Source organism: Phaeodactylibacter xiamenensis, assembly GCF_965229835.1.
GTDB classification, from domain to species: domain Bacteria; phylum Bacteroidota; class Bacteroidia; order Chitinophagales; family Saprospiraceae; genus Phaeodactylibacter; species Phaeodactylibacter xiamenensis.
Map to the genome: position 1 here is coordinate 551,475 of NZ_OZ245931.1, position 26,021 is coordinate 577,495.

The window sequence follows — 26,021 nt, forward strand, 5'->3', positions numbered from 1 at the left end:
CATTTAGAAATTTCTTGCATCTTAAAATTTAAAAATAAAAACGAAAACAGCAAATACCCAAAAGTCATTACTGCTGGTTCACAGCCTTTTATTATTTTAGGTGCAAGTATCACTCAGCCCATTGAGACATGATGGAATGCAGTGCAATAATGCAATTGTTTTTTCTGTTTCAGCCTTCCTAACGTACAAGGCAAAAAAAAACAGCCAGAAAAAACAGAAACTGCTTTGTACCTTACGTATTATTGCCCCGAACCTGTAACCGGCTACATTTTGGACTTTCAGCAAATTCTACACGAACTGCGGGAAAAAAAATTCCGCCCCATCTACTTTCTGCATGGAAAGGAGCCCTACTTTATTGATTCTATTTCTCACTACATTGAGAAAAACGCTCTTTCGGAGGCGGAGCAGTCGTTCAACCAAACAGTTTTCTATGGAAAAGATGTAGACCACATGGCTATCGTGGATACGGCCCGCCGTTTCCCGATGATGGCTTCCCATCAGGTGGTGTTGTTAAAGGAAGCTCAGGATATGCGCACGCTGTCTGACCTGCTTTCTTACATCGAGAAGCCCATGGAGTCTACCATTCTGGTAATTTGCCACAAGCACAAAAAGCTCAACCTCAATTCAAAGTTTGGTAAAGCGCTAAAGAAAAACGCGCTGATTTTCGAGTCCAAGCCCCTGTACGATAATCAGGTACCGGGTTGGATCAGCAACTACCTTAAAAGCCATAAACTGACCATTACCCCGAAAGCCGGTGAGCTGATTGCGGAGAACCTGGGGACAGATTTATCAAAAATCGCCAACGAGCTGGACAAACTGGCATTAAATCTCCCTCCCGGCACACAGGTAGACGACGCTGCGGTGGAACAACACATCGGCATTAGCAAAGACTTCAACGTATTCGAGCTGCAACGGGCCATCGGGCTTCGTGACCCCCTCAAGGCGCAGCGTATTGTCAACTACTTTTCTGCCAATCCGAAGAAAGGCCCAATGCCTATGCTTATTGGCTCATTGTACAACTACTTCAGCAAAATCTACCTATTCCACGCCGCGAAAAATTTGCCGGAAAACGAATTATTGAGTACTTTGCAGCTGCGTTCGAGCTTCTTTCTGAAAGAATATCGGGCAGCAGCACGCAACTATTCCCACTCCAAGACTGAACAAGTCATTACCCTCCTGAAAGAATTCGATCTGAAATCTAAAGGCGTTGGCTACAATAACACCGGTAAGCCCGAAGGCGAACTGATGAAAGAAATGGTCTGGCGCATCATGCACTGATATCTTATCGTAAGCACCCCCTTTTTTGAATCTATTGGCATCACTTCACACCCACTCATCGAGAGGCCCGGGTGGCGTAGTAGTGTATAATCCTGATATCAAACCATAACCAATGAAGATGAGGTTTTTTACGATTTTGAGCTTGCTTTTTCTGACCGGTGCTCTGTATGCACAAGCACCTTATACCGTGATTGGGTCACTTGATTCCACCTTCACGCCCGTAGAGCTGATCGAAGATGTATGCCTTGGTGAGGGCATTGAAGTCACGAATATCCAATTTGAAGGGGTAAGCCCGGCTGTGGGCCGGTTTCTCGGGGGCAGTGATATTATTGGGCTGGAGCAGGGCTTCCTCATGACAACCGGACTGGCACAGTCTTCCGGCAACTTTGGTGGGGCAGATATGGCTAGCTTTGGAGATGCCTCCTTCATTAATAACAGCAATGCTTACACGGAGGAGATAGCTACAATTTCCAACAATAGTACGATCAGAGATGTCGCTATATTCCGGATTAACTTCGTCCCCACCGGCGATACCCTCATGTTCCGCTATGTCTTTGCTTCTGATGAGTACCCCAACTTTGTATGCAGCAATTTTAACGATGTGTTTGGTTTCTTCCTGGAAGGTACAGACCCGGAGACGGGAACTTCCGCGATTCGCAACCTCGCCCAGATTCCGGGCACGGAACTTCCGGTATCTATTAACAGCATCAATAATGGTGTGCCGGGCGGGTATCCCGGAAGCCATCCGGCATGGTGCTCTGAAGAATTCAACGGTTCACTCGACTACGCCAACCTGTTCAATCAGGTGCCGCCCTTTGTCGCGCCCAGCTATAATGGCTTTACAGATGTACTCCTGGCCAAAGCTGATGTAGTGCCTTGTCAGGAGTACCAAATGACCCTTGTTATTGCTGATGTTGGAGACGCATGGTGGGATTCGGGTATCTACTTTGAGGCGAATAGCTTTTGTTCCTTTTCCGGCAGCCATGGCACTACAGAGCGTTTGACTATCACCGAAGACTGTGCACCTCAGGAGCTGGAGGTCGGCCTCAGCCTTTTTCCGGAAGAGGAATATCCGCTGACTTATACCATCACCGGTGGTGCAACAGCCGGGGTCGGCTTAGCTGGAATCCCATTCACTGGCTCCATTGATGAAATTGCGGACACCTGGCTTCTGCCAATAGATATCATGACGGACAGCCTGGCACAAGGAGCTGATACCCTAAGCATAGAAATAAAAGGAGCGACCTGCCGGGAGAAAGTCTTTGAGCTCACGATTCTGGACCCTCTCCTGATCGAAGGGCCCTCTGATGCAGCGGCTTGTGCCGGGGACCCTGTGACTCTTACGGCAACCCATGATTCCACCCTATTGGCCGATTTCGATTTCTCCTGGAGCAATGGCATGACTGGAGCCTCCATCGAAGTGAATCCTCCTACCACCACCACCTACACGCTTACTTACGGCAATGCTGCGGGCACTTGTACGCAGGATTATACGGTATTCGTGACGCCACTGGAATCTGAAATTACGGTCAGCATCAACGAAGGGCAGTCCTATCTCTTCGCCAATCAAAACCTGACCGCCGCTGGCACTTATGAAGAAGCCTTTACCGCTGCTAACGGATGCGACAGCCTTGTGCAGCTAACCTTGCTGGTGAAACCGATAGCTGAAGTGCTGACCGATTCCATTGCCATAGGACAGGAAGGCACCCTCTGTGTGAATACGGATTTGTTCCAGAGTGTTGATAGTTTCACGGAAGCCTGCGGCAATATCCAAACCGCTACCCTTTTGACCGATCCCACCACGGCATGCGCAACTTATACTGGCCTGCAAACCGGGCAGGATACCCTTTGCTTCCTCGCCTGTGGCAATACAGGGCTTTGCGACACCACTTACTTAGTGCTGAGTGTCTTCACGAATTTGCTGGACGCAGTAGACGACTACGATACCACTGCTTATGATGAAAGTAAAATCATTGATGTGCTCAGCAACGACTGGATCAGCAGCACTACGCTTACCGATCAGTACCTTGTCAGCCTCCCTGAGACTGGCATAGCCACGCTGAACCCGGATGGAAGCATTCTCTACGAGCCCGATCTCAGCACCTGTCTTCAGGAAGAATCCTTCAGCTATGCAATTTGCAATGACATTGGCTGTGATACGGCCACTGTTTTCCTCTTCCTCGACGAAACCGAAGGGCAGTGCGATCTTGTTTGGCCGGGCGATGTAGGCAACGATGGTATCGTTAATCAGATGGACCAATGGGCGATCGGGCTGGCTTATGGCCGGGAAGGTATTGTGCGGGCGAACGCCAGTATTGACTGGGTGGGGCAATATGCGCTCAACTGGCCGAGCACCATCACCTTTGCCTATGAATTTAATGCCAAATATGGCGATTGTAACGGGGATGGCTTCATCACGGCAGATGATATGGAGGCCATTGAGCAAAATTGGGGGCTTACGCATCCGTTAGCGCCAATTGTCCCCTTCAGCTTCCCGGAAAAAGAGCAGCCAAAATCACTTGGCCCGGTAGCCGAATCAGGCGGGCAGTATCGTATTCCGGTCTACCTGGGTGAAATCAGCCAGCCTGTACAGGATGCCTATGGCTTGTCCTTTACCCTCCGCTTTGAGCCGGGCACGCTTACCCATTTACATTTTGAAGCGCAGGAAGGCGCCTTCCACTCGGCACATAGCCCCTTGCTGAACCTGGTCAGAGTGGAAACTGATAAAGCGATTGTCTCTATTGTCCGGACCAATCAGGAGGGCGTCGAACTCACTGGCTATATCGGTGATTTATTGGCAAATAACCCCAATTTCACGATTTCCGATTGGATTCTCCTGCAGTCAGATGGGGATGTCTTTGCTTTGCCAGGCGACGTGGCACCAACAGCCATTACAGGCACACATCAGACCGGTCTCTCCAATGCGCTCGCACTAAGGGCTTATCCGGTACCCGCTCAGGGGGAGATTTTTGTGGAAACCAATGAACCGGCTATGGCTACTGTATTTAATGCCAGCGGGCAGTTGATTTGGAGTGCCTCATTGCGGACAGGCGTACAAAGGCTATCCGTTGCGGACTGGCAGCCGGGCGTTTATCTGCTCCGGGCAGAAGGGAAGGAAAACGTGGCTTACACCCGGATTTTGGTTAATCGTTAATCAACCGTAGACAGGGTGTACTTCCTATGGGAAATGTACCGAAGGCTATCCATCAAAACGGAATCTGAGGGGAGCTGTTCTGTCTGTAAACCATTCAGGCGGAACAGTTCTCTATTACCTTCATAATCAGAAAGGTAAAGCAGGTTTGGGGTGTATAAAGAATGATACTTGAGGCTACTGCTACGCCCGTAATCAGCATATTTTATTCCTCCAAAGTCACCATCCAAAATCTGTTGTACCGTAGGCGCATTACAGGCATGCGTTTGCTGTCCATCCACAAAGCAGCGTTCCACCAGGGTGGGGAAGAGGCTGCGCAACTCCGTCAGTTGGGGTACGCGGTGGCTACTATCCTGCTTGAAATCATAGTAAAGGAAAGGTACTTTGATGTATTGTGGTTTGAAGTATTCCCGTTCGAGGTCTCCAGCTGGGACACCCATAGGGTTTACGCCCAACAGGATGACGATGGTGTTACTGGCCTCCTGAATGTCCATCAGCTGGTCCAGCAGGCGGCCTACTTCCACGTCTGCTTCCGTTAGGGCGTCCTGATAAGCCACCTGATTGCTGTCTCGCAAAAAGGCAGTCATTTGGTAGTGGGCGTTGATAAAAAACGGGTCGCCCCCGTATTTTGACCATAGACTGAATACCTGCTCTGTAACACCAGCGTTCCCGTCTGCGTTTGGTGTTTCCAATGCTGCTTTATTTGCGAAGTGGGCTACCCTGATCGGATCGTAGGCAGATTTACCCGGAGGCTTCAGCCCTGGAAAAGCAATACGGTAGTCGCCCGATTCTAATCCCGGGAACAGGGAATTCAGATAAGGTCCCTCTCCGGGAATGGTCCCAAAAAGATTGGGATACCACCCGGTAAAAATGCTCGTCATGGCTTCCTCTGCTAAAGGGTGCTGCGCCAGCGCATCCTCAAAAACTATGGCCCGCATCGCCAGCCGGTCGATGTTAGGTGCCTGGAAAACCGTATCACCGTAGCAGGGCAGGGCGCGGCTCAGTCCTTCCACTGAGATCAGCAGCACATTGGGCGGATTGTACTTCCAGTTGCGCAGCTTATTGCAACTTGAAAGCACCGAAAGCAGCAGCAGCGGCCAGAGGAGTCGGTAGCGGGTTTGACGTTTCATGGTACAAAGAAAACCATTTCTTTACAATCGTACCCTTATACCCGGACCGAACAGTAAAAACCACTTCTGTTCGGACAAAAAATACCCCCCACCGGCAAACAGCGGGAAGGACAAACGGCTGGAGTACTTGGTCTTGATGGGGTAGAGGCTGGCCAGTGCCACGAGCCCCACGTCCCGGTTGGTATTGTTTTCACTAAAATTGAAGGCGTTGAACGCCAGGAAGCCCGCACCAAATTTGTAGGGCTTAGGGGTATTAATCTTTTTGTCTTTGTAAAAGCTGAACTGGGCAATCATAGCCATGCTGATACCACCAAGATTGCCAAAGCCTGGCTCATTCAGACGCTTTATGACCAAGCCTGCCGGGAAAGAGACATCAATATCAAAACTACTGCTCCGGTAGAGTACAAACTCAGAAGTATGACTATAGCCCTTACCCCGCCCGTAATGGTCTTCATCGTGTCGGATCGTCACCCGTATCGTAGACCAAAGGTCAAGTGTATAGATTTTTTTCCGCAGAAATTTGTTGAGGCTCATGTCGAAGGTCTGGCACTGCTGCTCCTTGTAAAAGCTGGCCCGGGGCGATTTGGGTGAGGGGCAGACAACAAAGCCTGGTAGTTCCCGCTGGTCTACGAGCTGATTGCGCTGATCTCTTATTTCCACTTCCACTTTGAGGTGTTGTGGCCCATGCAGCATGCCACTATCGATACGCCCGGGGTGGAAGGACAGCAAAATATCATCCATGTTTTCCTCCACAAACAGGAGCCTGTCGGCAGCGTTGAGCCCTACCTCTTCATCGCCATACTGTAGTGTAATGAAGTCCAATGCCCGGGGCCGGTCATATTCCCTGATTTGAAGTGCCCGGCCGGTGGGCTGATCATGGTTGAAAATTTGTACCTGCTGCTGAATAATGTCCAGTGGTATTCTTGCCCAAAAAACCTGTGCCTCTGCAGTACTCGCGATGGTATCCTGCTCTACCTGCTTTAGCCCTTCAAACCTGAAGCTGCCGCGATTGAGCTCCTGTCCCTCTATGCGGATGCCAACGCGCTCTCCCGGATAGACCTGATTGCCGGGCTTCCAGCTTTGGCCTTCCCGTTGCAGGCTGATCTGATCGATCTTCATTTCTGGCATGATATCCATATTCGTTATAAACCGGGCAAAATCCCCATCCTTGATGTACAGGTACCCCTTGTTGCGGCGGTGATAGTCATAAAGGCGCAGCCAGCAAAGCAGTTTGCCGTTGCCGAGAATACTACGGGTAAACAGCTCAGCGACCAATGCTCCGCCGGGCCGTTCCTGAGCTTCCATACGGTAGGTTTTTTCCAGCTCCAGCCCGGCGTCATAATCCAGCTCTACTTCGATGCCCTTGCCCCGAATATCATCATTCAGCACAAACTGGCCGGGACGGACCTTCAGGAAGCCCAGTTTAGCCGGCTTGACCGTAAAGTCCCGCTCCAAAGGCGGTAGGGCATAATGAGGCATTCGCAGTGAATCCAGGTAAGGCTTCCGGGTTTCGAAAGTAGCGCTTAGCAACCGCATCCCAACGGCATCCGGAAGCAGGTGCAGCAGCAACCTGCCATCCTTTTTAGTGATCCGGTATGGAATTTCACCTTTTTTAGACCAGTTGAGCTGCTCCCTGATATTATCCAGGTTATTGGTCTGTAGCTCGAATACCCGCTCCTCACCGATAAACAGTTCCTCTACCGGAGACTGAAAGCTGACCTGCGTGCGTGTCCACGGAAAAAGCCGGAACTCCAGCAAGTAGGGTTGCCTGGCGTAAATGGAGGTAACTTCCAGGGGGAGCTGTAAGAAGTCTAAATTGGTAATAGACTTAAAGCGTACTTTAAACCTGTAGTGATCATCATTCACGAGCCGGATACTGTCTACCAACTCGAAATCACCTGAAGGCAACAAGGTTACATTTTCGATCACGCTGCGCCCAATAGGAAAGAACCGGAACTCCACTACGGGAGTCTCCTCCCGGTAATGAAAGCTGAGATAGGATTCGTCTTGCCATTGCAACTGATGCTCCGTCCAGCGGAAGACAGAAGTGTCAATCCGCATTTCGACTTCTTTGAAAAAACGGAGGTCAGGCATTTGAGCAGACAAGCTTGTGGTCATCCACAGAAGGGCAAATAGTAATAGGTGCCGCTGCATCGCTGGTTTTGTTTTTGTTTCCTACTTTTGATATCACCTTGAATGAAACGCTAGCGCCAGTTATTATGTGCGAAAAGGACAATACTGAAAAAATAACCACTGTATATGAATAATCGTTTGCTCGTTTGGCTGACTTTAGCCCTTCTTTTTCAAGCTTGCAGCCCGGATTCACCGAAGGAGGCGGATTCAGCCCCCTCTGCTTCAACGGGTTTTACCACCCTTACCAATCATAATTCAGGCACAGAAGGTATGGCCCTCATTCCGGGCGGAACCTTGCAAATGGGCGGCGACAACGAGCAGGCAGACCCTAACGAATATCCCAAGCACCCTGTACATATCGATTCCTTTTACATCGACAAAAAAGAAGTTACCAATCGGGAATTTAAGGCTTTCGTGGAAGCAACCGGGTATGTAACGGTTGCTGAAAGGGCTATTGACTGGGAGGAATTGAAATCTACGGTACCCCCAGGCACGCCAAAGCCACCCGACAGCCTACTGCAGCCCGGTGCTTTGGTTTTCCAGGCTACAGATGGCCCGGTGCCTCTCGATAACGTCGGGCAATGGTGGCAATGGACCATCGGTGCCAACTGGAGGCATCCGGAAGGGCCTCAAAGTTCAATAGCAGACCGCATGGATCATCCCGTTGTACAAATTGCATGGGAAGATGCCGAGGCTTATGCCAAATGGGCAGGCAAGCGGTTGCCAACGGAAGCAGAGTGGGAATGGGCTGCCCGGGGCGGAAAGGAAGGCGCAATCTATCCCTGGGGTGATGAACCAGTAGGAGAGGGTGGGCCTAAGGCCAATTACTGGGAAGGCTTTTTCCCCTACGAAAACACCAAAGCAGATGGCTACTTCCTGACGGCGCCGGCAGGAAGTTACGAGCCAAACGGATACGGCCTCTACGATATGGCCGGCAACGTTTGGGAATGGTGCAGCGACTGGTATGATTATGACTTTTACAAAAAACCGGAAGCTAAACAGGCTAACGCAGAGTCGCAGAGAGCCTGGAACCCTATGCAGCCCTATCAGGCAGAAAAAGTACTTCGGGGCGGGTCTTTTCTGTGCAACGACAGCTATTGCTCCGGCTACCGTAATGCCAGGCGGATGAGCTCCAGCCCGGATACGGGGCTTAATCATACCGGATTTCGCTGCGCCCGAAGCCTGTAATGAGGGCTTGGCCCTTGCTTTCTTGAGACAAGCGGGATTACAACACAGCAGCCCCGTCCTCTTTCTTATTGGGAACCAAAAAACCTAGTTATGAATCGATTTAATCTTTCCGGTCGGGTTGCGCTCATCACAGGAGGCAGCGGAGCATTGGGCGGAGCCATGGCAAAGGGGTTGGGAGAACTGGGATGCAAGCTGGTTGTTTTGGGACGAACGGCGTCCACAGTGGATAGCAGGGTCGAAGAACTGAAGGAGGAAGGGTTTGAGGCCTTACCACTTACTGCTGATGTCCTGGACCGGGAAAATCTGCTTGAGAGCAAGCAGCGCGTCCTTAGCGAATGGGGGCGTATTGATATTCTCATCAACGCAGCAGGAGGCAACAAGCCCGGGGCTGTCGTACAGCCCGATCAGGAAATTTTTGACCTTTCAATCCCCGATTTCAATCAGGTGGTACAGCTCAATTTACAGGGCACACTTCTACCTACAATGGTTTTTGGAGAAGTCATGGCACATCAGCAAAAGAGCGGTGTCATCCTGAATATTTCGTCTATGGCAGCACAGTTACCGCTGACCCGGGTCATGGGCTACAGCGCTGCCAAAGCGGCTATCGATAACTTTACCCGCTGGCTTGCTGTGGAAATGGCTCAAAAATACGGAGAGCACATCCGGGTTAACGCCCTCGCTCCCGGCTTCTTTATCGGCGAGCAAAACCGCAGCCTCCTGCTCCATGCGGATGGCTCTTATACCGACAGAGCGCAAACGATCCTTTCCCAAACGCCAATGAGACGTTTTGGAGAAGCCGGGGAGCTGATCGGTGCCGTGCAGTGGCTCTGTAGTGATGCTTCGAAATTCGTTACAGGTATTGTCGTCCCCGTTGACGGAGGGTTCAGTGCTTTTTCAGGCGTCTAGGCAGGATACTATAGAACAGCTGACAAATTATATTTTGAGACCTTGTCGCAAAGCAGCAAAAGATTCCTAATTTACGATCAAGATAGAAGAGGAGCCTTTTGAGCAAGCTACAGAGGTTTCGGAACCAACAAATAACGAAAAACCAAACTATGGGATTCGCGTACATCGACTACGTCATTTTCGTCGCCTACGGCGCGCTGATTCTGTCCATTGGGCTTTGGGTGTCCCGTACCAAAAAAGGAGAAACTAAAACCGCTGAAGATTACTTCCTGGCGGGTAAATCCCTGCCGTGGTGGGCAATTGGAGCGTCGCTGATCGCAGCCAATATTTCGGCAGAGCAGTTTATTGGCATGTCCGGGTCCGGTTTCGCGATCGGGCTGGCGATCGCTTCCTACGAGTGGATGGCGGCTCTTACGCTGCTCATCGTTGGAAAGTACTTTCTGCCTGTTTTTATCAAAAAAGGGCTTTACACCATTCCCGAATTTGTAGAACAACGCTACAGCACCAACCTTAAAACTATACTCGCCGTTTTCTGGATCGGGCTATACATCTTCGTCAACCTGACCTCCGTTCTTTACCTGGGCGCCACGGCACTGGATACTATCATTGGCACTGGTGATGGCAGCCTCGTCATGTACAGCATTCTGGGGCTTTCGCTTTTTGCAGCGTCCTACTCCCTTTGGGGCGGGCTGGCCGCCGTTGCCTGGACCGATGTGGTGCAGGTGGCACTGCTGATCATTGGCGGGTTGGTGATGACCTACCTGGCGCTGGATCAGGTGACGCCCGAAGGTGGTTTTTTCCGTGGGCTGGCTTACATTTACGAAGTGGTTCCGGAAAAATTCTCTATGATCGTTTCCAAAGGAGAGATTATTACGCCCAACGGAAGAGACGCCTGGCTCGACCTGCCCGGGCTAGCCGTAATCATTGGTGGTCTCTGGGTGGCCAACCTCTATTACTGGGGCTTCAATCAGTACATCATACAGCGTACGCTGGCTGCGAAGAGCTTGAAAGAATCACAGCGGGGCATTGCCTTTGCAGCTTTCCTCAAACTGATTATCCCGCTTATCGTGGTCATTCCCGGCATCATTGCTTATGTGCTCAATATGGGGCCGGACGGAGCGGTAACGGCAGCTTCATTAGATCCGAGCTTCATTAATTCAGAAGGAACAGTTGTCAATGATAATGCTGCTCCCTGGCTGATCAGCAACTTCATTCCCGCCGGGCTGAAAGGGCTGGTGCTGGCCGCACTGGCCGCCGCAATTGTTTCTTCTCTGGCTTCCATGGTCAATTCCACCTCTACTATTTTCACGATGGATATTTACAAACCCTACATCAACCCGGGCGCCAGCCAAAGCGCTATGGTGCGTGTGGGCCGGATTACGGTAGCCGTGGCGCTCGTCATCGCAGTCCTGGTAGCCCCTCAGCTGGCGAACCTGGGCCAGGTCTTTCAATATATTCAGGAATACACGGGTATTGTCTCGCCTGGCATCCTTGCGGTATTCCTTATGGGGCTCTTCTGGCGTAAGGCTACCAATAATGCTGCCATCTGGGGCGTATTGCTATCGATTCCCATTGCGATGTACTTCAAGGTGGGGCCCAAAGGCTGGGCAGAGGGCTTAGCTATGGAGGTTTTGTTCATATCCCTGCCTTTCCTGCAGCAGATGCTGTATACCTGCCTGCTCACTATCGGCATCATTATGATTGTAAGCCAGATCGAAAATAAAGGCGCAGCAGATGAGAAAGGGCTGAAGCTGGCACCGGGCTATTTTGCTACCGGTCCGGTCTTCAATATCAGTGCTGTTGCCATCATGATTATTCTGACGGCATTGTATGCGATCTTCTGGTAAACAGAATGGGCAGGGTACTATTTAACACCCTGCCCATTTAGCTTTCTGCAACTTGTAAGCCCTAATTAACGAATCACCAGTTTTCCGTAACCCTGCAGGCGGTTAGTGCTCATCACCTGATAACTATAAGTGCCGGCAGGCAATCCTCCCTTCCTGACTGTAAACTGTCCGGCCGGCAGCTTATCCTGTTGCAGCACCAGCTTGCCGGTGGCATCAAATAACCGGAGCGTTACCGTCCCGTTGGGCACTTTGGCTCCGTCTCTCCACTCAAAGGTAGCGGTAGAAGTGACGGGATTTGGATAAACACTGTACCCGGAAGGCGTGGCTAGCGGCAGGGAGAAAGCTTTGGTCCCCACCACGGTGCGCTTAACGACAAAAACCGCGTCATTGGCAATCAGGGGCACGGCAACAACGCTGCCATCCGGTGCCACCGCCATATTGTGAATAGGTATTCCGGGCAGCTCAAAGACCTCTTCGCCAATCTGCAACTGATTACTTTGATCCGGATTATCGCCCCGCAGCAGCGTATGCTGTACCCCAAAGGTGTCCACGGCTACCGAGATGGGGATACGCCCACCACTGAAGCTCATCGGGGCTTCAAAACTCAGGTTGTCAATACTAAAAACCCGAACGACCTTGTTGGTTTGGTCGCAGATCAGGAAAGCCCGGCGGGTGGCGTCATAGGTAATCCGGGTTGGAATACCCCCAATATCATAGGTGTCAAGCAGCCCTGCATTTGGGCCAATTGGTGTGATGATGGCAATGCCTTCACCATTACGCAGGGTTACGGCTGCAAAGCGCCCAATACCTGGAACTTCATCGGAGATAGCGCTCCGCAGCGGAAAGTTCTCCAGCTCCACGGAGGCTATAATTTCATTAGCGCCCAAGTCGATAATCTGCACTGCATCGTCGAAAGGAGTGGCCAGTACACCATAGTCGCCTTCCTTTGCAATAGCCAGATTACTCCTCAGTCCATAGTTGATCCAGCTGATACCAGTATTGCCTGAGGCGAAGCTGCCTTCCAGTGACGTACCTGCACCTGCCTGCTGCAATACACCTATCCTGTCCACGCCCCCGGCATTCAGCACGTAAGCTCGGTCTCCGCCCGGCAGTACGTAAATTTGGTCGGGCCGGTCGCCACCGCTGCTGACGGTTTTGACAATTTCGAAAGTCTCCAGGTCAATCACTTCCACCTGGTCTTCCCCACGCTTAGCCACGTAGGCATAGGCACCATCTGTAGCAGCAAAGTAGGTCTCTTCACTGCTGAAGGGTACCAGGGCTTCCAGTGCCTCCTCCTCAAGATTGATGACCGAAAGAGAGCCCGAAAGTGGGTTGGCAACCAGGACACGGTCTAAATCAGGGGTAAGCGTAGCCGAGTAGGAGGCATCTGCCTCGATTGGCGAACCTGTAGGCGTCCGCATCAGATAATTCAGGCTGGTGGGGTCTTCAAATTCATAATAATCCAGCCCCTCGTACCGCAGAGGGTCAGTCGCCACCATCCGGTTGTTAGCCGGAGAAACAGCACCGTTTTGGATAGGGATTCCCTGACTGGAGCCAACGATTTCTGCCGTCTCAAAATCAATGACACTGAGGTAAAACTGCCCCCCAATCGCATACTGATAATCGGCAGAAGAAAAGATCCAGTTGGGAGAAGACGTGACACTGACATCAACCACATCCCCCTCATCAAAACGGGCCAGGTAAATAGTGCCGGAGAGACCAGTCACAGCGGCACGAGTACCGTCCATATTGACCGCCACAGAGCTGTAGCTGCTGCTAATGCTGCCCGGGGGCGACAATTGCCCCACGAGGCTTAGGGTCTCTAGTGCTATTCTTGAGAGTTGCCCCTCATTGCCTGTACTGACCGCTACGAGGTGCGTGCCATCGCCGCTCAGGCTGATCTGACCAGCGTTTGGGACATCAGGGATGGACTCCACCAAATCCCCGGTTTGGGTATCAAAAAACTGCAGGGCATCTTCGCCACCAACAACAGCAAGGCTGCCATCCGGGCTTAGCTCAAACCCACTCCAGAAAAGCGTGTTCCGTGGATTGGAGGTAATAAGGGAGAACCTGTACAGGTAATTATTGAATCCAGGGATGGTCATTTGCTTGGTAAGGGTCGCCAGGTCGATCACCTCCAGCACGTCTGCTTCATCACAGGCTACGGCTGCTGTGCTGCCGTCCCGGCTGATGCGTGCCTTGGTGGGCTGAGCACCGGTGGGGATGACTGCTGCGACGCTAAAATCATTCAAATTGATCAGGTAAGCTTCGTTACTGGTAAAACAAGGTACCACCGCCATCGTGTCCATGACTGTTATTTCTATCGGGCTCCCGCCAACCGGGATATCCGCCACGAAAGCACCGGTCTCCCATTCGATCACGGAAATGTTGTTGGTCTGCCGGTGGGGCACAAGCACATAGGCGCCATCTGCGGTGAAGGCCATCTGTCCGATATAATCTCCTTCCACCTCGTCTCCGGCAGGAATAATGGCTTCTTCGTTGCGAAGGTGCTGCCCAATGTATTCAGCCGGAGCCCCCCTGATGGTCATAGGGTCGCCGTGCTCATTTTCCAATACAGATTGTGCGCTGACCAGTGTGCAAAGCCCGAAAAAAAGGCACCAAGAAGATAGTTGCTGCTTCATAGAAGGTTTATGATTTAAACAATGGTATAAATTCAAATTGCTGCCCGGAGAACAAGCCTTTATCGCTCAGTTTAAGATCTGGAATGACCAACAGTGCCATGAAAGATAGCGTCATGAAGGGGGCGCGAAGCGGGCTGCCGAGTTCCATCCGGACGAATCGGTCAATAGCCTGATAAGCACTTGCCACTTCAAACCCATCTTCATTGGACATAATGCCTGCAACGGGGAGGGGCAGCACCTGTTCTGTTTCAGCCCCCACAGCACTGATGCCGCCTTTATTGGCGATAACGAGGTTCACTGCCCTGGCCAACAATTCATCATCTGTACCAACGGCCAGTATGTTGTGAGAGTCGTGCCCCACACAGCTGGCAATAGCGCCCTGCTTCAGCCCAAACCCACGGATAAAGCCTACCTGAGGGGCGGCCTCCTGATATCTGTTGATCACAGTGAGCTTTAGCAGGTCCCGTCCCGGATCGCTAACAGCCAACCCGGAGCTAACAAGCGGCGGCAGCGTAGTTTGTCCTGTAATGAGCGAACCATCGATGGCTTCAATGACATGCACCTGTCCACTCTCTGCCTTGATCTGAAAGGCTGAGGCAGAGAGCGGCTGCCTGTTAAACTGATTAGGGGTTTCTACACTCACACGCTCAATCAGGCTTTGCCCTTCGCGATAGACACAGCTCCCCTTAATCCAGGTTTCAAGGACTTTGAAATGCCTGAGGTCTTCCACCATGATAAAATCGGCACTTTCGCCCGGCCGTAACAGCCCTGCTGCCATGCCATAGTGCGCCACCGGGTGCACACATGCAGCACGGAGGACATCAAAAAAATCATAGCCCCGTGCGACAGCTTCGGCTACCAGAAGATTGATATGCCCTTCCAGGAGGCTGTCGGGATGCTTATCATCAGAGCAAAACATGATTTGCCCCGGATATTCTCTGATCAGTGGGATAAGGGCATCAAAATTCCGGGCGGCGCTACCTTCCCGGATAAGGATTTTCATGCCCAGTTTTGCTTTGTAGCGGGCTTCTTCGAGGGTGAAACACTCGTGGTCGGTAGAGATTCCTGCAGCCGCATACTGTTGGGCTTCCTGTCCTTTCAGGCCGGGTGCATGGCCATCCACAGGTTTTCCGGCAGCGTGAGCCTCAGCAATTTTCGCCATTACCCCTTCCTCCTTGTGCAGTACACCCGGGTAGTTCATCATCTCCGCCAGGTAAGAGACTTCTGGCATAGCCAGCAACTGTCGGATGCCATCCACGTCTATTTCAGCACCAGCCGTTTCGAAGGTAGTGGCTGGCACGCAGGAAGGAGCACCAAAAGCGAAGTGAAAAGGCACCTGCTGACCGTTTTTAATCATAAAAAGGACTCCGGGTATGCCAAGGACGTTCGCAATTTCATGCGGGTCAGATACCGTTCCTATTGTACCATGTTGGACCGCCAGTCTGGCAAACTCTGAAGGCACTACCATAGAACTTTCGATATGCACGTGCGCATCGATGAAGCCTGGTATAAAATACGGGCCTTCAGCCTGTTGCAAAGGCTCGATGTCCAAAATTCTGCCTGATGCCCAGGTGATTCGGGCAGGATATATTTTCCGGAGGTGTAGGTCGACCAGTTGTCCTTCCCGCTGCTGCATAATTGAGGATTGTTTTTTTAATGACGGCTTTCCCTTGTCAGGAAGATACGAAACGAATAGCAAAATTTTCTTCAGAAATCTACCTGACTGTCGCACCTGGCTGATCGAAAAATATTTTTAGATTTGTCTAAAACAAAAGAGTCGGCGGCAATGTAAACATAGCATCAAACTGTAAAAAGCGATAAATCTATGAGCTTTGTCAAATCCATAATGTTCTTACTCTGCCTCCTTGCTCTCTGTGGGTGTGAGCCCCCCGGCACCACGGCTAATACGGATGACAGCAAGCTTCAGATCATTGCCACTACCGGCATGATTGCCGATGCGCTGGAGGAAATCGTTGGCGATCAGGCGGAGGTCACTGCGCTGATGGGGCCAGGTGTTGACCCTCATTTATACAAAGCCACGCAGGGCGACCTGAAACGGCTAACCGATGCGGACGCTGTTTTTTACAACGGGCTGTATTTGGAGGGTAAAATGGGAGAAGTACTTGAAAAGCTGGCGCGCCTGAAGCCTGTAGTCGCTGTTGCGGACCAGCTCCCGGAAGCCAGACTGATCAACTCCACCGATTATGCAAGTGCCCATGACCCGCATGTATGGTTTGATGTAAGCCTTTGGTCAGAAGCAGCAGGTATAATAGGAGCGGAGATGGGACGAATTGACCCACCCCATGCGAAGCTCTATCAGGCCAATGCTAAAGCTTATCAGGAAAAACTCAGTGAACTACACCTGTGGGTAGCTGCTGAAATCCGGAAGATACCGGAAACGCAGCGCGTTTTGATCACGGCCCATGATGCCTTTGAATACTTTGGGCAAGCCTATGATATCGAAGTGCGAGGGCTACAGGGCATTTCGACCGTATCAGAATTCGGGCTGCGTGACGTCTCAGAGCTGGTGGATTTTATCACCGGTCGGGGCATCAAAGCCGTGTTTGTGGAAAGTTCGGTACCGGAAAAGTCGCTGCAGGCAGTTGTGGAGGGCGTTAAACAGCGTGGGCACACTACCAAAATTGGGGGTACGCTCTATTCTGATGCGATGGGTGCTGAAGGAACAGCAGCGGGCACTTATCCGGGCATGGTACAGGCAAACGTCCGTACCATTGTAGAAGCGCTCAGGTAAATCGGGAATCATGAAAACTGCAATTGAAACACACAACTTAACGGTAGCCTACAACCGTCGGCCGGTGCTTTGGGATATTGACTTTCAAATACCGGAAGGGCAGCTGATCGGTGTACTTGGGCCGAACGGGTCCGGCAAAACCACTTTGCTAAAAAGCCTGATGGGGCTCGTACAGCCCAGCAGTGGTTATGTCCGCCTGTTTGGGCAAAGCCTGGATGAGGTGCGCTCCCGGATAAGCTATGTGCCGCAGCGGGAAAGTGTGGACTGGGATTTCCCCATCAGCGTCCGGGAAGTGGCTCTTATGGGGCGTTACCGGAAACATAAGCTTTTGGGCCGGCTCAGCAAGGAAGACCACCGGCTGGCAGACGAAGCGCTCGAAAAAGTAGGCATGCTGTCCTTTGCTGACCGGCAGATTGCGCAGCTTTCCGGCGGACAGCAACAGCGGGTCTTCGTGGCCCGCGCACTGGCTCAGCAAGCCGACCTTTACCTGATGGACGAGCCCTTCGCCGGAGTGGATGCCGCCTCAGAAGAAGCGATCCTCTCCCTGCTCAAAGAGATGAAACAGGCAGGGAAAACAGTGCTGATTGTTCACCATGATCTGCATACCGCCCATCAGTTTTTTGACTGGATGGTGTTGCTGAACACCCGGCTTATCAAATGTGGCCCAACCAGCTCTGTTTTCACAGCCGACTATCTGAAGCAAGCCTATGGAGGGCAGTTGACCATCCTTTCTCAGGTTAGCGATTTAGTCAAAGCCCGGGATTTCCCGATCAGGGAGCGCTCCTTTAAAGACCAGCCCAAGTAGCTATGAGTGACTTTTTCACCTTTTCTGATCCGAATGTACGCCTCGTTACTGCCGGCACCATCCTGCTGGGTATTAGTGCGGCTATTGTAGGCACTTTCACCTTTTTGCGCAAGCGGGCGCTGGTGGGCGATGCCATAGCCCACGCTATTTTGCCAGGGGTATGCCTCTCGTTTATGATCACAGGAGAAAAACATCCGGCCTACCTTCTGGTGGGAGCAGTTCTTGCAGGCTGGCTATCTCTGCTTGTGATGGACTACTTGTCTTCCCGAACGAAGTTGAGCACGGACACTGCGATAGGGGCGGTCCTGAGTGTGTTTTTCGGAGCAGGCATTCTCCTGCTTACGTCCATACAGCATTCCGGCAGTGCCAATCAGGCTGGGCTGGACCAGTTTCTTTTTGGAAAGGCTGCCGCCATGACCCAAAGGGACATTTGGGTTTTCAGTGGGGTAGCGGTGGTGCTGCTGGGGTTGGTCCTGGCTTTTTTTCGTTCCTTCAAGCTCATCTCCTTTGATCCGGCTTTCGCCAAAAGTATCGGGCTGCCCGTACGCAGGCTGGAGTTTTTGCTGTCTACAATTACCGTGCTGGCTGTGGCTACCGGTATACAGGCAGTGGGCGTAGTGCTGATGGCAGCACTGCTGATTACGCCAGCTGCAGCTGCCCGCTTCTGGACCGACCGGATTCAGGTGATGATATTGCTGGCTGCAGCATTTGGATTGCTTTCGGGCCTGTTTGGCTCCTGGATTTCTTACACAGCGCCTTCTATGCCTACCGGGCCCTGGATTGTAGTGCTGCTTTCCCTGATTGCCGTGGTTTCGGTGGTGGTCGCCCCAAAGCGTGGGATCTGGGCCAGGCTTCGGCTTCAGCGGAGCAACGCCCGAAAAATCCGGCAGGAGAATATCCTGAAAGCCTTCTACGGTATTGGCGAAGCCGCGGATGCACCTGTTGCTACTGTAGCCGTGGATATGCTTCGGCAACAGCGTCCCTTTGAAGACATCGCTCTGCAGCTGGGGCTTCGGGAATTGGTAAAAAAAGGGCTCCTCCATAAACACAAGCCCGGTACCTACGCTCTCACGCCCACAGGGCTACAGGAGAGCCGCCGGGTCGTCCGCCTCCACCGGCTGTGGGAATTATACCTTACCGAACGGATGAACTACGCTGCCGACCACGTACACAATACCGCAGAGGCTATTGAGCATGTGATTACACCTGAGGTGGAAGCCGCGCTGCTCAGAGAGCTGGACCATCCCATCCTGGATCCGCACGATGCAGTCATTCCATATCAGAACCCTTCAAAACCTTCTGCTTCATGAATGCCTTTTGGATCATTTTGACCGGTGCGCTCGTGGCAACAAGTTGCGGGCTCCTTGGCACTTTCCTCATTCTCCGAAAAATGGCCATGGTAGGAGATGCGATTTCCCATGCGGTGCTGCCCGGGATTGTGATTGCCTACCTTTTATCAGAATCCCGGGATGTCTTGCCTATGCTCATTGGTGCAGCTGCACTTGGCGTGCTTACGACTTTCATGATTGAATTTCTTTATCAGAAAGCCCGTTTGCAGATTGATGCTTCTATTGGCATTACTTTCACCTGGCTATTTGCCATCGGCATTATTTTGATTTCGCTCTATGCCGGGCAGGTTGACCTTGATCAGGACTGTGTTCTGTACGGGGAAATTGCCTACGTGCCACTTGACTTGTGGATTACGGAAAGCGGCCGTTTACTTGGGCCACGGCCGGTCTGGATCTTAAGTGGGGTGCTGGCTCTGATTCTGCTCATCATCATACTCGGCTACCGCGGGCTAAAGATTACGACTTTCGACCCCGAGTACGCTGCGGCTGTTGGGATTTCCACGGTATTTTGGCACTATCTCCTGATGAGCGCAGTCTCCGTTACTACAGTAGTTGCTTTCGAATCAGTGGGTGCTATTCTTGTGGTTGCTTTTCTGATTGTGCCTCCGGCAACTGCTTATTTACTTACTGAAAAACTACATAATATGCTCCTGCTTACCATTGGGCTCGGTATTCTCACCGCAGTCAGCGGATACTACCTTGCCGTATGGATTGATGGGTCTGTAGCAGGGGCCATGGCAGTCAGCTCTGGTGTTTTTCTGCTTTTGGCAGTATTGTTTTCTCCGTCCACCGGCGTACTCACGCAGCGTTTTCGCCAACAGGCAATCCCGGTACCTGCGCAAGGTTACAAAGAACGGTAAATGAGATAGAGCAATAAGATCAACAGCGGTATGCCTGCCGTAGCTGCTGAGAGATAAAGGAAATAGCTTGCTGCCTCTGCGCCACCGACAAATGAGGCCTCCTGCTGATTGAACACAAAAGACCAATTGCCAGCTAATCCATAACTCAGCACCCCCCAGAGTAAGCTGAGCGTAAGGGCGCCCAGAGACGCTATGTAGAAAACACCTATCCGGGGGTCTTTTTCCCGATTGTGCTTGTGAAACAGGCCGAGCAATTGCGCGGTTGGCAGCGCAACAAGGCCCGCCCATGCTATACCGTTGCCCAATGGCAGACCAAAAGGGCCAGGCCAATTCAGTACCGGGTGGCCTGAATACAAGAGCAGGGCAGTGATCAGGACCAGCCCCCAAAGAGCGTAAACAGCTACCTTTCGCATTATCCGAAGTTGTCAGAAATTAGAAAAAATCAATTATATTGCATTCGGATTCAGACGGATGAATATAGCCTCCGTTGTCCTTCTTTCTCCCGCAAATATGCACGAAAATGTTAGAAGAGCAGATTTTAGTTGACGCTATAGCGGCAAAAGTACTAGAAAGCGACAATATCTACATTATTGCTACAGACCTGCAGGGAAAGTACACTTATCTCAATCATCACTTTTGCGAAAAATTTAACGTAGATCCGGAAAAAGCTATTGGCAAAGATTCCATGCTTTCGATAGTTGGCGAAGACCGGATTGCCTGTATTGCTATGGTGCAGGAGTGTCTGGCAAACCCGGGCGAAAGTGTGATTGGCCAATTACGCAAACCATTAGAAACAGATACGGGTACAATGGTTTCGCTCTGGGAGTTTCAGGCTGTGGTAGATGAAGCCGGGATGCCTGTACAGGTCCTGTGCATTGGCTACGACCTGAGCCCTCACAAAAAACTGGAAAGAGAGGTCGAGTTTAAAAGCCGGCTGCTGGATACTATAGGGCAGGCAGCGATGGCATTTGATTTGCAAGGTGTCGTGACCTACTGGAACAAAGCCGCCGAAAGAATCTATGGCTACAGCCGGGAGGAGATGCTCGGACGGCAGATCAATATTACAGTGCATGAAGAGAAGCCGGATGATACAGAAGCTGCCCGGTCGGCACTAATGGCGGGCAAAACATGGGGCGGTGAACAAATCCATAAAGACAAATCAGGGCGTATTTTCCCGGTTAAAGTCATCGACAGCCCTATTGTCAATGACGTTGGGCAAACCGTAGGCGTTATTGCGACTGTGCAGGATATATCGGAAGAGAAAGCACATCAGGAAAGCATAAAATGGCATCAAGAGCAGTTGGGTAAGCTGATGCAAAATGTACCGGGAGCGGTATTCCAAATGGAACTGACACCGGACGGCAGATTGTATTTCCCATACATCAGCCGGGAAATCAACCGCCTGCAGCACACACTGACGCCGGAACTCCTCAGGGAGTCTGCAGAACCGGGCTTCGAAGCTATTCATAAAGATGATGTACAGCAGCTGAGGGCTGCAATTGCCAATGCCGCCAACGGAGACCTGAGTGAGCTGAATATAGAATACCGGGTTAAATCAGAGCAGCCCGGGCAGCACCGGTGGAACAGGCTGCGGGCACGCCCTGAGCTCAAAGCTGATGGCGGATTGGTATGGTACGGGATTTTCGAGGATGTGACCGAGCAGAAATCGGCTGCTGTAGCGCACCAGAATTTACTCCGCACTGCGACCAACCAAAACAAACGGCTCAAAGATTTTTCCTTCATGGTTTCCCATAACATCCGGTCGTCTGTAGCCAATATTATGGGGCTACTGGAAATGGTCCGCTCAGAACCCTCTAATGAGGAGTACCTCAATATGATGGAATTGACAGTCAACCGGCTCAACAATACCATCTCCAACGTCAATGAGCTGCTGAACTTTGAACAGAGCCTTGATATGACAACCTGGGTGCCGTGCAATCTGCTGGAGACCATTACTCGTGTCATTGAGCTCAATAACGAAAGTATCTTCCGGGAAGGCATTCAATTTCTGGTGGGCGTGCCCGATGACCTGTACGTTCAATCTGTACCGGCTTACCTGGATAGCATATTTCACAATCTGGTCACCAATGCCATCAAATATGGCACCACTAAACGCAAGAAAACTGTAGATATCATCGGCGTGCAGGAAGGGAGTCAGATCGTGGTACGGGTCCGGGATTATGGCATCGGTATTGACCTGGACCGCTACGGGGATAAAATTTTCAAACTGGGCGGGCGCCTGCATCAGGATAGCCAGGGTGAAGGCCTGGGGCTGTTTATGACCAAACAGCAGGTGGAAGCCCTCGGCGGCTCTATTGAAGTACAAAGCGAGCCGGGCCTGGGCTCTACATTTATCCTTACCTTTGTGCAATGAAAATTGCCAATGCTTACCGGGGGCTTGTCCGTCAGATTACCGCCGTATACGATGAACGGGAGGCCCGCAACATCGCCCGTTTGGTTTTCGAGGATGCTTTCGGAGTCCGTAACCTGAACCGGGATGATGGCCTTCCACCAGAGCAAGTGTTCAAGCTGCAGGAGATTACACAAAGGCTAACCGATGGTGAGCCCTTGCAGTACGTCCTCGGGCAGGCTGATTTTTACGGGCTGAAATTCAGGGTTACACGGGATACACTTATCCCGAGAGCAGAAACGGAAGAACTGGTCTACGAAATATTGCAGGACCATCCCGCAGGACCGGTACGCTCCGCTTTGGATATAGGCACCGGCACTGGCTGTATTCCGCTTACCATTAAGCACCACCGCCCAAATTGGTCAGTCGAAGGGCTGGATGTTAGTCAGAGCGCACTGAAGGTCGCACGCCAAAATGCAGCTCTGCTGGGAACCGCTGTCAATTTTCTGCAGGCCGATATTCTGGACGAAGGAAACTGGCCCCAATTCCCTGTTTATGATATCATCGTCAGCAACCCGCCCTACATCCCGCCCTCGGAAGCAAAGCTGATGCCCCATTACGTACTTGAGCACGAACCTCATCTGGCGCTATTCACCGCTACCGAAGACGCGCTGGTCTTTTACGAAGCCATTGCCCGCTTTGCGAAAATCCATCTTTCCTCGGGTGGTATGCTTTACTATGAGCTTAATGAATTCAATGGAGCTGAAGTACTTCAAATCGTTAAAGCCCAGAGCTTTGCGGAGGCTGAGCTGAAGAAGGACATGAGTGGCAAAACCCGGATTTTGAAGGCGGTGAAACGCTAATAACTGGTAAAAAGCGATTGCAACAGTTCAATAAGTGTTTTATTCAATGCTGATAGTGCTTCTTCCACTTTCCAGTTGTCCCGGTTGCGGGGCTCCACAAAGTTGGAAACGGATCGGATTTCCAGAAATGGTACTTTCTCCATCAGGCAGGCGTAGAAGAAAGCGGCGCCTTCCATAGACTCGATCTCCGCATCCGGATATTGTTGCCTCAATTGCTCAATGGAAGCCGCTGATCCATGCACCCGGTTGACGCTAATGCCATGTGCCTGAGGCAGAAAGTCAAACTCCTGCGCGTGCTGATTAGGCATACGCCCCTGCTCGTCAAAGGGAGGCTGCCCCTTTTCGATGAGCCCCATTTCATGGACGGAGGTAAAGCGCCCGTCCGCTTCTTCCACTCCCAGGTCCGCAAAACGTTCTGTTACCACCTGTACCACACTGCCCGGACTGAACTTAGCAGACAGAGAGCCTGCAATACCGGCATTGATCACGAGGTTCCATTCCTCCAGTGCCAGCACCCGCCCCAGGGCATAACCGGTAAGCGGCAGGCCCACACCGGTAATTAAAAGAGCTACTTTGACATCCCCTTTTTGAAATTGATGCTCAGCCGTCTGTACAAATGCAGATTGTAAGTGAGCGCGGAGAGCCGCGATTTCGAATGGCGTGGCAGCGACGATAAGTATATTCAAAGCAATAGCGTTTTTAGAACTGATAGTGAATGCCCCCGGCGGGTGAGAAGCCGAGGATTTCGTGATAACCGGAAGCTACATCAAACCAGAGCCGGTCTGCAATTTGGTAGCCAATACCCATTGTCACCGTTGCCGGGTGCGTAGCAGCGCCAAACCGCAGGTAAAAAGGATCGGCAACCTGGTATTCGATACCGATTTTAGTGCGTACCGGATAGTCAATATCTTTTTCTGCTTCCACCAAAATGGATACCTGCCCGGAAGGCGTATACCGTGCGCCAACACTGAGAACGGTAGGCAGAAAGGCTCCATTGCCTTCCTCCACCCGCGCCGGGCTGTTGATATGGGCTGCAAATTCCAGTTGTGGCAATGCCTGATATTGCAGTCCAAGGGCGAAGGTCAAAGCCAGCCGGCTGCCATACTCTTCAATTTGGGTGTTCAGCGCCAGAAATTGCCCGCCAATGGAAAGGTTTTCAGCCAACGGGCGTGCATAGGCAAGCCCTATACGCTGCTCGTTATAGCCTTCAAACCCAAAGTGCTGAACACCAAGCCCAAAAGTACCTGCATTGGTAGGCAATGCCACCGCGAAGGAGTAGGCGCCCAACTCTTCAAGGAGAAACCGCTGTTCTCCAAAAGCAGCTACCGAAGTGCGGTCAAGATTGGCAATACCGGCTGCGTTACTAAATACCGCGTGGACATCATGGAAGGTCAGGCCGGTAAAGCCCATTCCAATGCCCCGGGCGCCCCCCGGTGGAGGTGTACCATTCTGCCCCAAAAGAGAAGAAATGGCTAATAATGCAGCGAACAGGGTCAGTAGGTACTTCATAGGGTGCTTTTCAGGCCCTAAAATTAAGATTTAATACGGGAAAGCCGGTATAACCCCAAAAGGATATACCGGCTTTCCATAACTGCAGAAAGGCTGTCTTTATTAATCCTGCCACTCCGCAAGGAACACATTGGTATCGCGCGTGCCCCCGTTATTGCGGTTAGAAGAGAAAACCAGGTATTTGCCGTCGTAGGAAAACATCGGGAAGGCATCGAAGGTCTTATCGAAAGTCACCTGCTTCAGCCCGGTGCCATCGAGGTTGATGGAGAAAATGTTAAACTGCCGCCCACCTTCCACATGGTGGTTGGTCGAGAACAACAGTTTTTCACCGGAAGGGTGGAAATAAGGCGCCCAGTTAGCACCACCAAGGTCGGTAATCTGCTGCATGTCCGAGCCATCCACGTTACAGACGAAAATTTCCATTTCAGTAGGCTGCACCACGCCCTGTGCCAGCAAAGCCTTGTAAGTGGCCTGCTCTTCTTCCGTTTTTGGACGGGAGGCCCGGAAGATGAGCTTGGTCCCATCCGGAGAGAAGAATGCACCACCATCGTAGCCTAGTTCATCTGTTACCTGTGTCAGCTCAGAACCATCTGTGTTTATTGTCCAGAGTTCCAGGTCGCCCGAGCGGGTAGAAGTGAAGACAATTTTGGAGCCATCCGGGCTCAGGGTCGCTTCAGCGTCGTAGCCGGGATGATCCGTGAGCTGCTGCTTGATATTGCCCTCAAGGTCTGCCACAAAGATGTCATAGCTTTCGTAAATCGGCCAAACGTACTTGCCATTGACAACGGGAGGGGATTCCGGGCATTCATCTCCTCCAAGGTGAGTGGAGGCGTAGAGAATGGTGGTATCGCCCGGCATGAAGTAAGAACAGGTGGTCCGGCCCTTGCCTGTGCTGAGCATAGGAGGGCGCTCGCCGGTATAGCCGCTTAGGGGCATGTAGAAGATCTGGTCGCAGGGGGCGTCCCATGCCTCATTGGCTGCCTGAAAGACAAGCTTGGAATTGTCGAAGCTAAAGTAAGCCTCAGCGTTATCGCCGCCAAAGGTGAGTTGGCGGAGGTTTTTCAGGTTGGCTTCCTGCTCATAGCGCAGGGTGTCAGCAACTGAAGCGTTTTCGGAAGTACCCGCCTCGTCCTGAGTGGTTTGATCAGTGGACCCGGCGCCTCCGCATGCGGAAAGCAGCAACAAGACAGCGAGGAGTCCAAAGAGTTGGATTTTCATGCTCAATTTTTCCTGCAAAGATACTCGCCAGACTGAATTC

At 51.7% G+C, this 26,021-nt stretch carries 19 protein-coding genes; 11 read left to right on the forward strand and 8 right to left on the reverse strand.

Annotated features, from left to right (window positions below; all coding sequences use genetic code 11):
• The first annotated feature begins 225 nt into the window (after nt 1-225).
• Together holA and ACO08I_RS02020 are read left to right on the forward strand one after the other, a co-directional pair.
• Nucleotides 226-1,278 carry a DNA polymerase III subunit delta gene (gene holA, locus ACO08I_RS02015; protein ID WP_238578330.1) on the forward strand — a complete coding sequence of 351 codons (1,053 nt, stop codon included), beginning with the start codon at nt 226-228 and terminating at the stop codon, nt 1,276-1,278.
• A gap of 112 nt (nt 1,279-1,390) precedes the next feature.
• On the forward strand, nt 1,391-4,432 hold the full coding sequence (locus ACO08I_RS02020) for a choice-of-anchor L domain-containing protein (RefSeq protein WP_421948308.1): 3,042 nt from the start codon (nt 1,391-1,393) through the stop codon (nt 4,430-4,432).
• Here ACO08I_RS02020 and ACO08I_RS02025 read toward each other — a convergent pair.
• Together ACO08I_RS02025 and ACO08I_RS02030 are read right to left on the reverse strand one after the other, a co-directional pair.
• A complete protein-coding gene (locus tag ACO08I_RS02025; RefSeq protein WP_421948309.1) occupies nt 4,429-5,559 on the reverse strand; it encodes a hypothetical protein in 1,131 nt (376 codons plus the stop codon). The genes ACO08I_RS02020 and ACO08I_RS02025 overlap by 4 nt on opposite strands.
• Before the next feature lie 21 nt (nt 5,560-5,580).
• Nucleotides 5,581-7,713, reverse strand: a complete 2,133-nt coding sequence (locus ACO08I_RS02030; protein ID WP_282781918.1) for a hypothetical protein — start codon at nt 7,711-7,713, stop codon at nt 5,581-5,583.
• Nucleotides 7,714-7,818: 105 nt separating this feature from the next.
• Here ACO08I_RS02030 and ACO08I_RS02035 point away from each other — a divergent pair, with 105 nt between their 5' ends.
• The 3 genes from ACO08I_RS02035 (at nt 7,819) to ACO08I_RS02045 (ending at nt 11,633) form a co-directional block, all read left to right on the forward strand.
• Entirely contained in the window at nt 7,819-8,880 is a 1,062-nt protein-coding gene (locus tag ACO08I_RS02035) for a formylglycine-generating enzyme family protein (RefSeq protein ID WP_044226480.1), read from the forward strand.
• 90 nt (nt 8,881-8,970) lie between these two features.
• Entirely contained in the window at nt 8,971-9,786 is an 816-nt protein-coding gene (locus ACO08I_RS02040; RefSeq protein WP_421948310.1) for an SDR family oxidoreductase, read from the forward strand.
• A 149-nt stretch (nt 9,787-9,935) separates the two neighbouring features.
• Nucleotides 9,936-11,633 (forward strand): sodium/sugar symporter, encoded by a 1,698-nt coding sequence (locus ACO08I_RS02045; RefSeq protein ID WP_421948311.1) that lies wholly within the window; start codon nt 9,936-9,938, stop codon nt 11,631-11,633.
• Nucleotides 11,634-11,698: 65 nt separating this feature from the next.
• On the opposite strand, the gene ACO08I_RS02050 is transcribed toward ACO08I_RS02045, so the two are convergent.
• Together ACO08I_RS02050 and ade are read right to left on the reverse strand one after the other, a co-directional pair.
• Nucleotides 11,699-14,275 (reverse strand): T9SS type A sorting domain-containing protein, encoded by a 2,577-nt coding sequence (locus tag ACO08I_RS02050; RefSeq protein WP_421948312.1) that lies wholly within the window; start codon nt 14,273-14,275, stop codon nt 11,699-11,701.
• Nucleotides 14,276-14,282: 7 nt separating this feature from the next.
• A complete protein-coding gene (gene ade / locus ACO08I_RS02055; protein ID WP_421948313.1) occupies nt 14,283-15,911 on the reverse strand; it encodes an adenine deaminase in 1,629 nt (542 codons plus the stop codon).
• A gap of 189 nt (nt 15,912-16,100) precedes the next feature.
• On the opposite strand from ade, the gene ACO08I_RS02060 reads away from it, so the two are divergent.
• Genes ACO08I_RS02060 through ACO08I_RS02075 form a run of 4 tightly spaced genes read left to right on the forward strand, consistent with a single transcriptional unit; the run spans nt 16,101 to nt 20,041 of the window.
• Nucleotides 16,101-17,027 (forward strand): metal ABC transporter solute-binding protein, Zn/Mn family, encoded by a 927-nt coding sequence (locus tag ACO08I_RS02060; protein ID WP_421948314.1) that lies wholly within the window; start codon nt 16,101-16,103, stop codon nt 17,025-17,027.
• Between the two features lie 10 nt (nt 17,028-17,037).
• Complete coding sequence (locus ACO08I_RS02065) at nt 17,038-17,832, forward strand: metal ABC transporter ATP-binding protein (protein WP_421948315.1); 795 nt, start codon at nt 17,038-17,040, stop codon at nt 17,830-17,832.
• A 2-nt stretch (nt 17,833-17,834) separates the two neighbouring features.
• Nucleotides 17,835-19,142 carry an iron chelate uptake ABC transporter family permease subunit gene (locus ACO08I_RS02070; protein WP_282781904.1) on the forward strand — a complete coding sequence of 436 codons (1,308 nt, stop codon included), beginning with the start codon at nt 17,835-17,837 and terminating at the stop codon, nt 19,140-19,142.
• Entirely contained in the window at nt 19,139-20,041 is a 903-nt protein-coding gene (locus tag ACO08I_RS02075; protein WP_421948316.1) for a metal ABC transporter permease, read from the forward strand. Before ACO08I_RS02070 ends, ACO08I_RS02075 begins: the two co-directional genes overlap by 4 nt.
• On the opposite strand, the gene ACO08I_RS02080 is transcribed toward ACO08I_RS02075, so the two are convergent.
• Complete coding sequence (locus ACO08I_RS02080; RefSeq protein WP_044226491.1) at nt 20,026-20,454, reverse strand: hypothetical protein; 429 nt, start codon at nt 20,452-20,454, stop codon at nt 20,026-20,028. The two genes, ACO08I_RS02075 and ACO08I_RS02080, sit on opposite strands and share 16 nt — an antisense overlap.
• 107 nt (nt 20,455-20,561) lie before the next feature.
• Here ACO08I_RS02080 and ACO08I_RS02085 point away from each other — a divergent pair, with 107 nt between their 5' ends.
• Nucleotides 20,562-22,415 carry a PAS domain S-box protein gene (locus ACO08I_RS02085; RefSeq protein ID WP_421948317.1) on the forward strand — a complete coding sequence of 618 codons (1,854 nt, stop codon included), beginning with the start codon at nt 20,562-20,564 and terminating at the stop codon, nt 22,413-22,415.
• Nucleotides 22,412-23,254 carry a peptide chain release factor N(5)-glutamine methyltransferase gene (prmC, locus tag ACO08I_RS02090; RefSeq protein WP_421948318.1) on the forward strand — a complete coding sequence of 281 codons (843 nt, stop codon included), beginning with the start codon at nt 22,412-22,414 and terminating at the stop codon, nt 23,252-23,254. The genes ACO08I_RS02085 and prmC overlap by 4 nt, the downstream gene beginning before the upstream one ends.
• Here prmC and mqnB read toward each other — a convergent pair.
• The 3 genes from mqnB to ACO08I_RS02105 all read right to left on the reverse strand — a co-directional run bounded on the left by mqnB (nt 23,251) and on the right by ACO08I_RS02105 (nt 25,981).
• Nucleotides 23,251-23,940: a futalosine hydrolase gene (gene mqnB / locus ACO08I_RS02095; protein ID WP_421948319.1), complete on the reverse strand. Its 690-nt coding sequence runs from the start codon at nt 23,938-23,940 to the stop codon at nt 23,251-23,253. The two genes, prmC and mqnB, sit on opposite strands and share 4 nt — an antisense overlap.
• A gap of 13 nt (nt 23,941-23,953) precedes the next feature.
• Nucleotides 23,954-24,763 carry a hypothetical protein gene (locus tag ACO08I_RS02100; protein ID WP_421948320.1) on the reverse strand — a complete coding sequence of 270 codons (810 nt, stop codon included), beginning with the start codon at nt 24,761-24,763 and terminating at the stop codon, nt 23,954-23,956.
• A 102-nt stretch (nt 24,764-24,865) separates the two neighbouring features.
• A complete protein-coding gene (locus ACO08I_RS02105; RefSeq protein ID WP_044226501.1) occupies nt 24,866-25,981 on the reverse strand; it encodes a PD40 domain-containing protein in 1,116 nt (371 codons plus the stop codon).
• Nucleotides 25,982-26,021 lie beyond the last annotated feature (40 nt).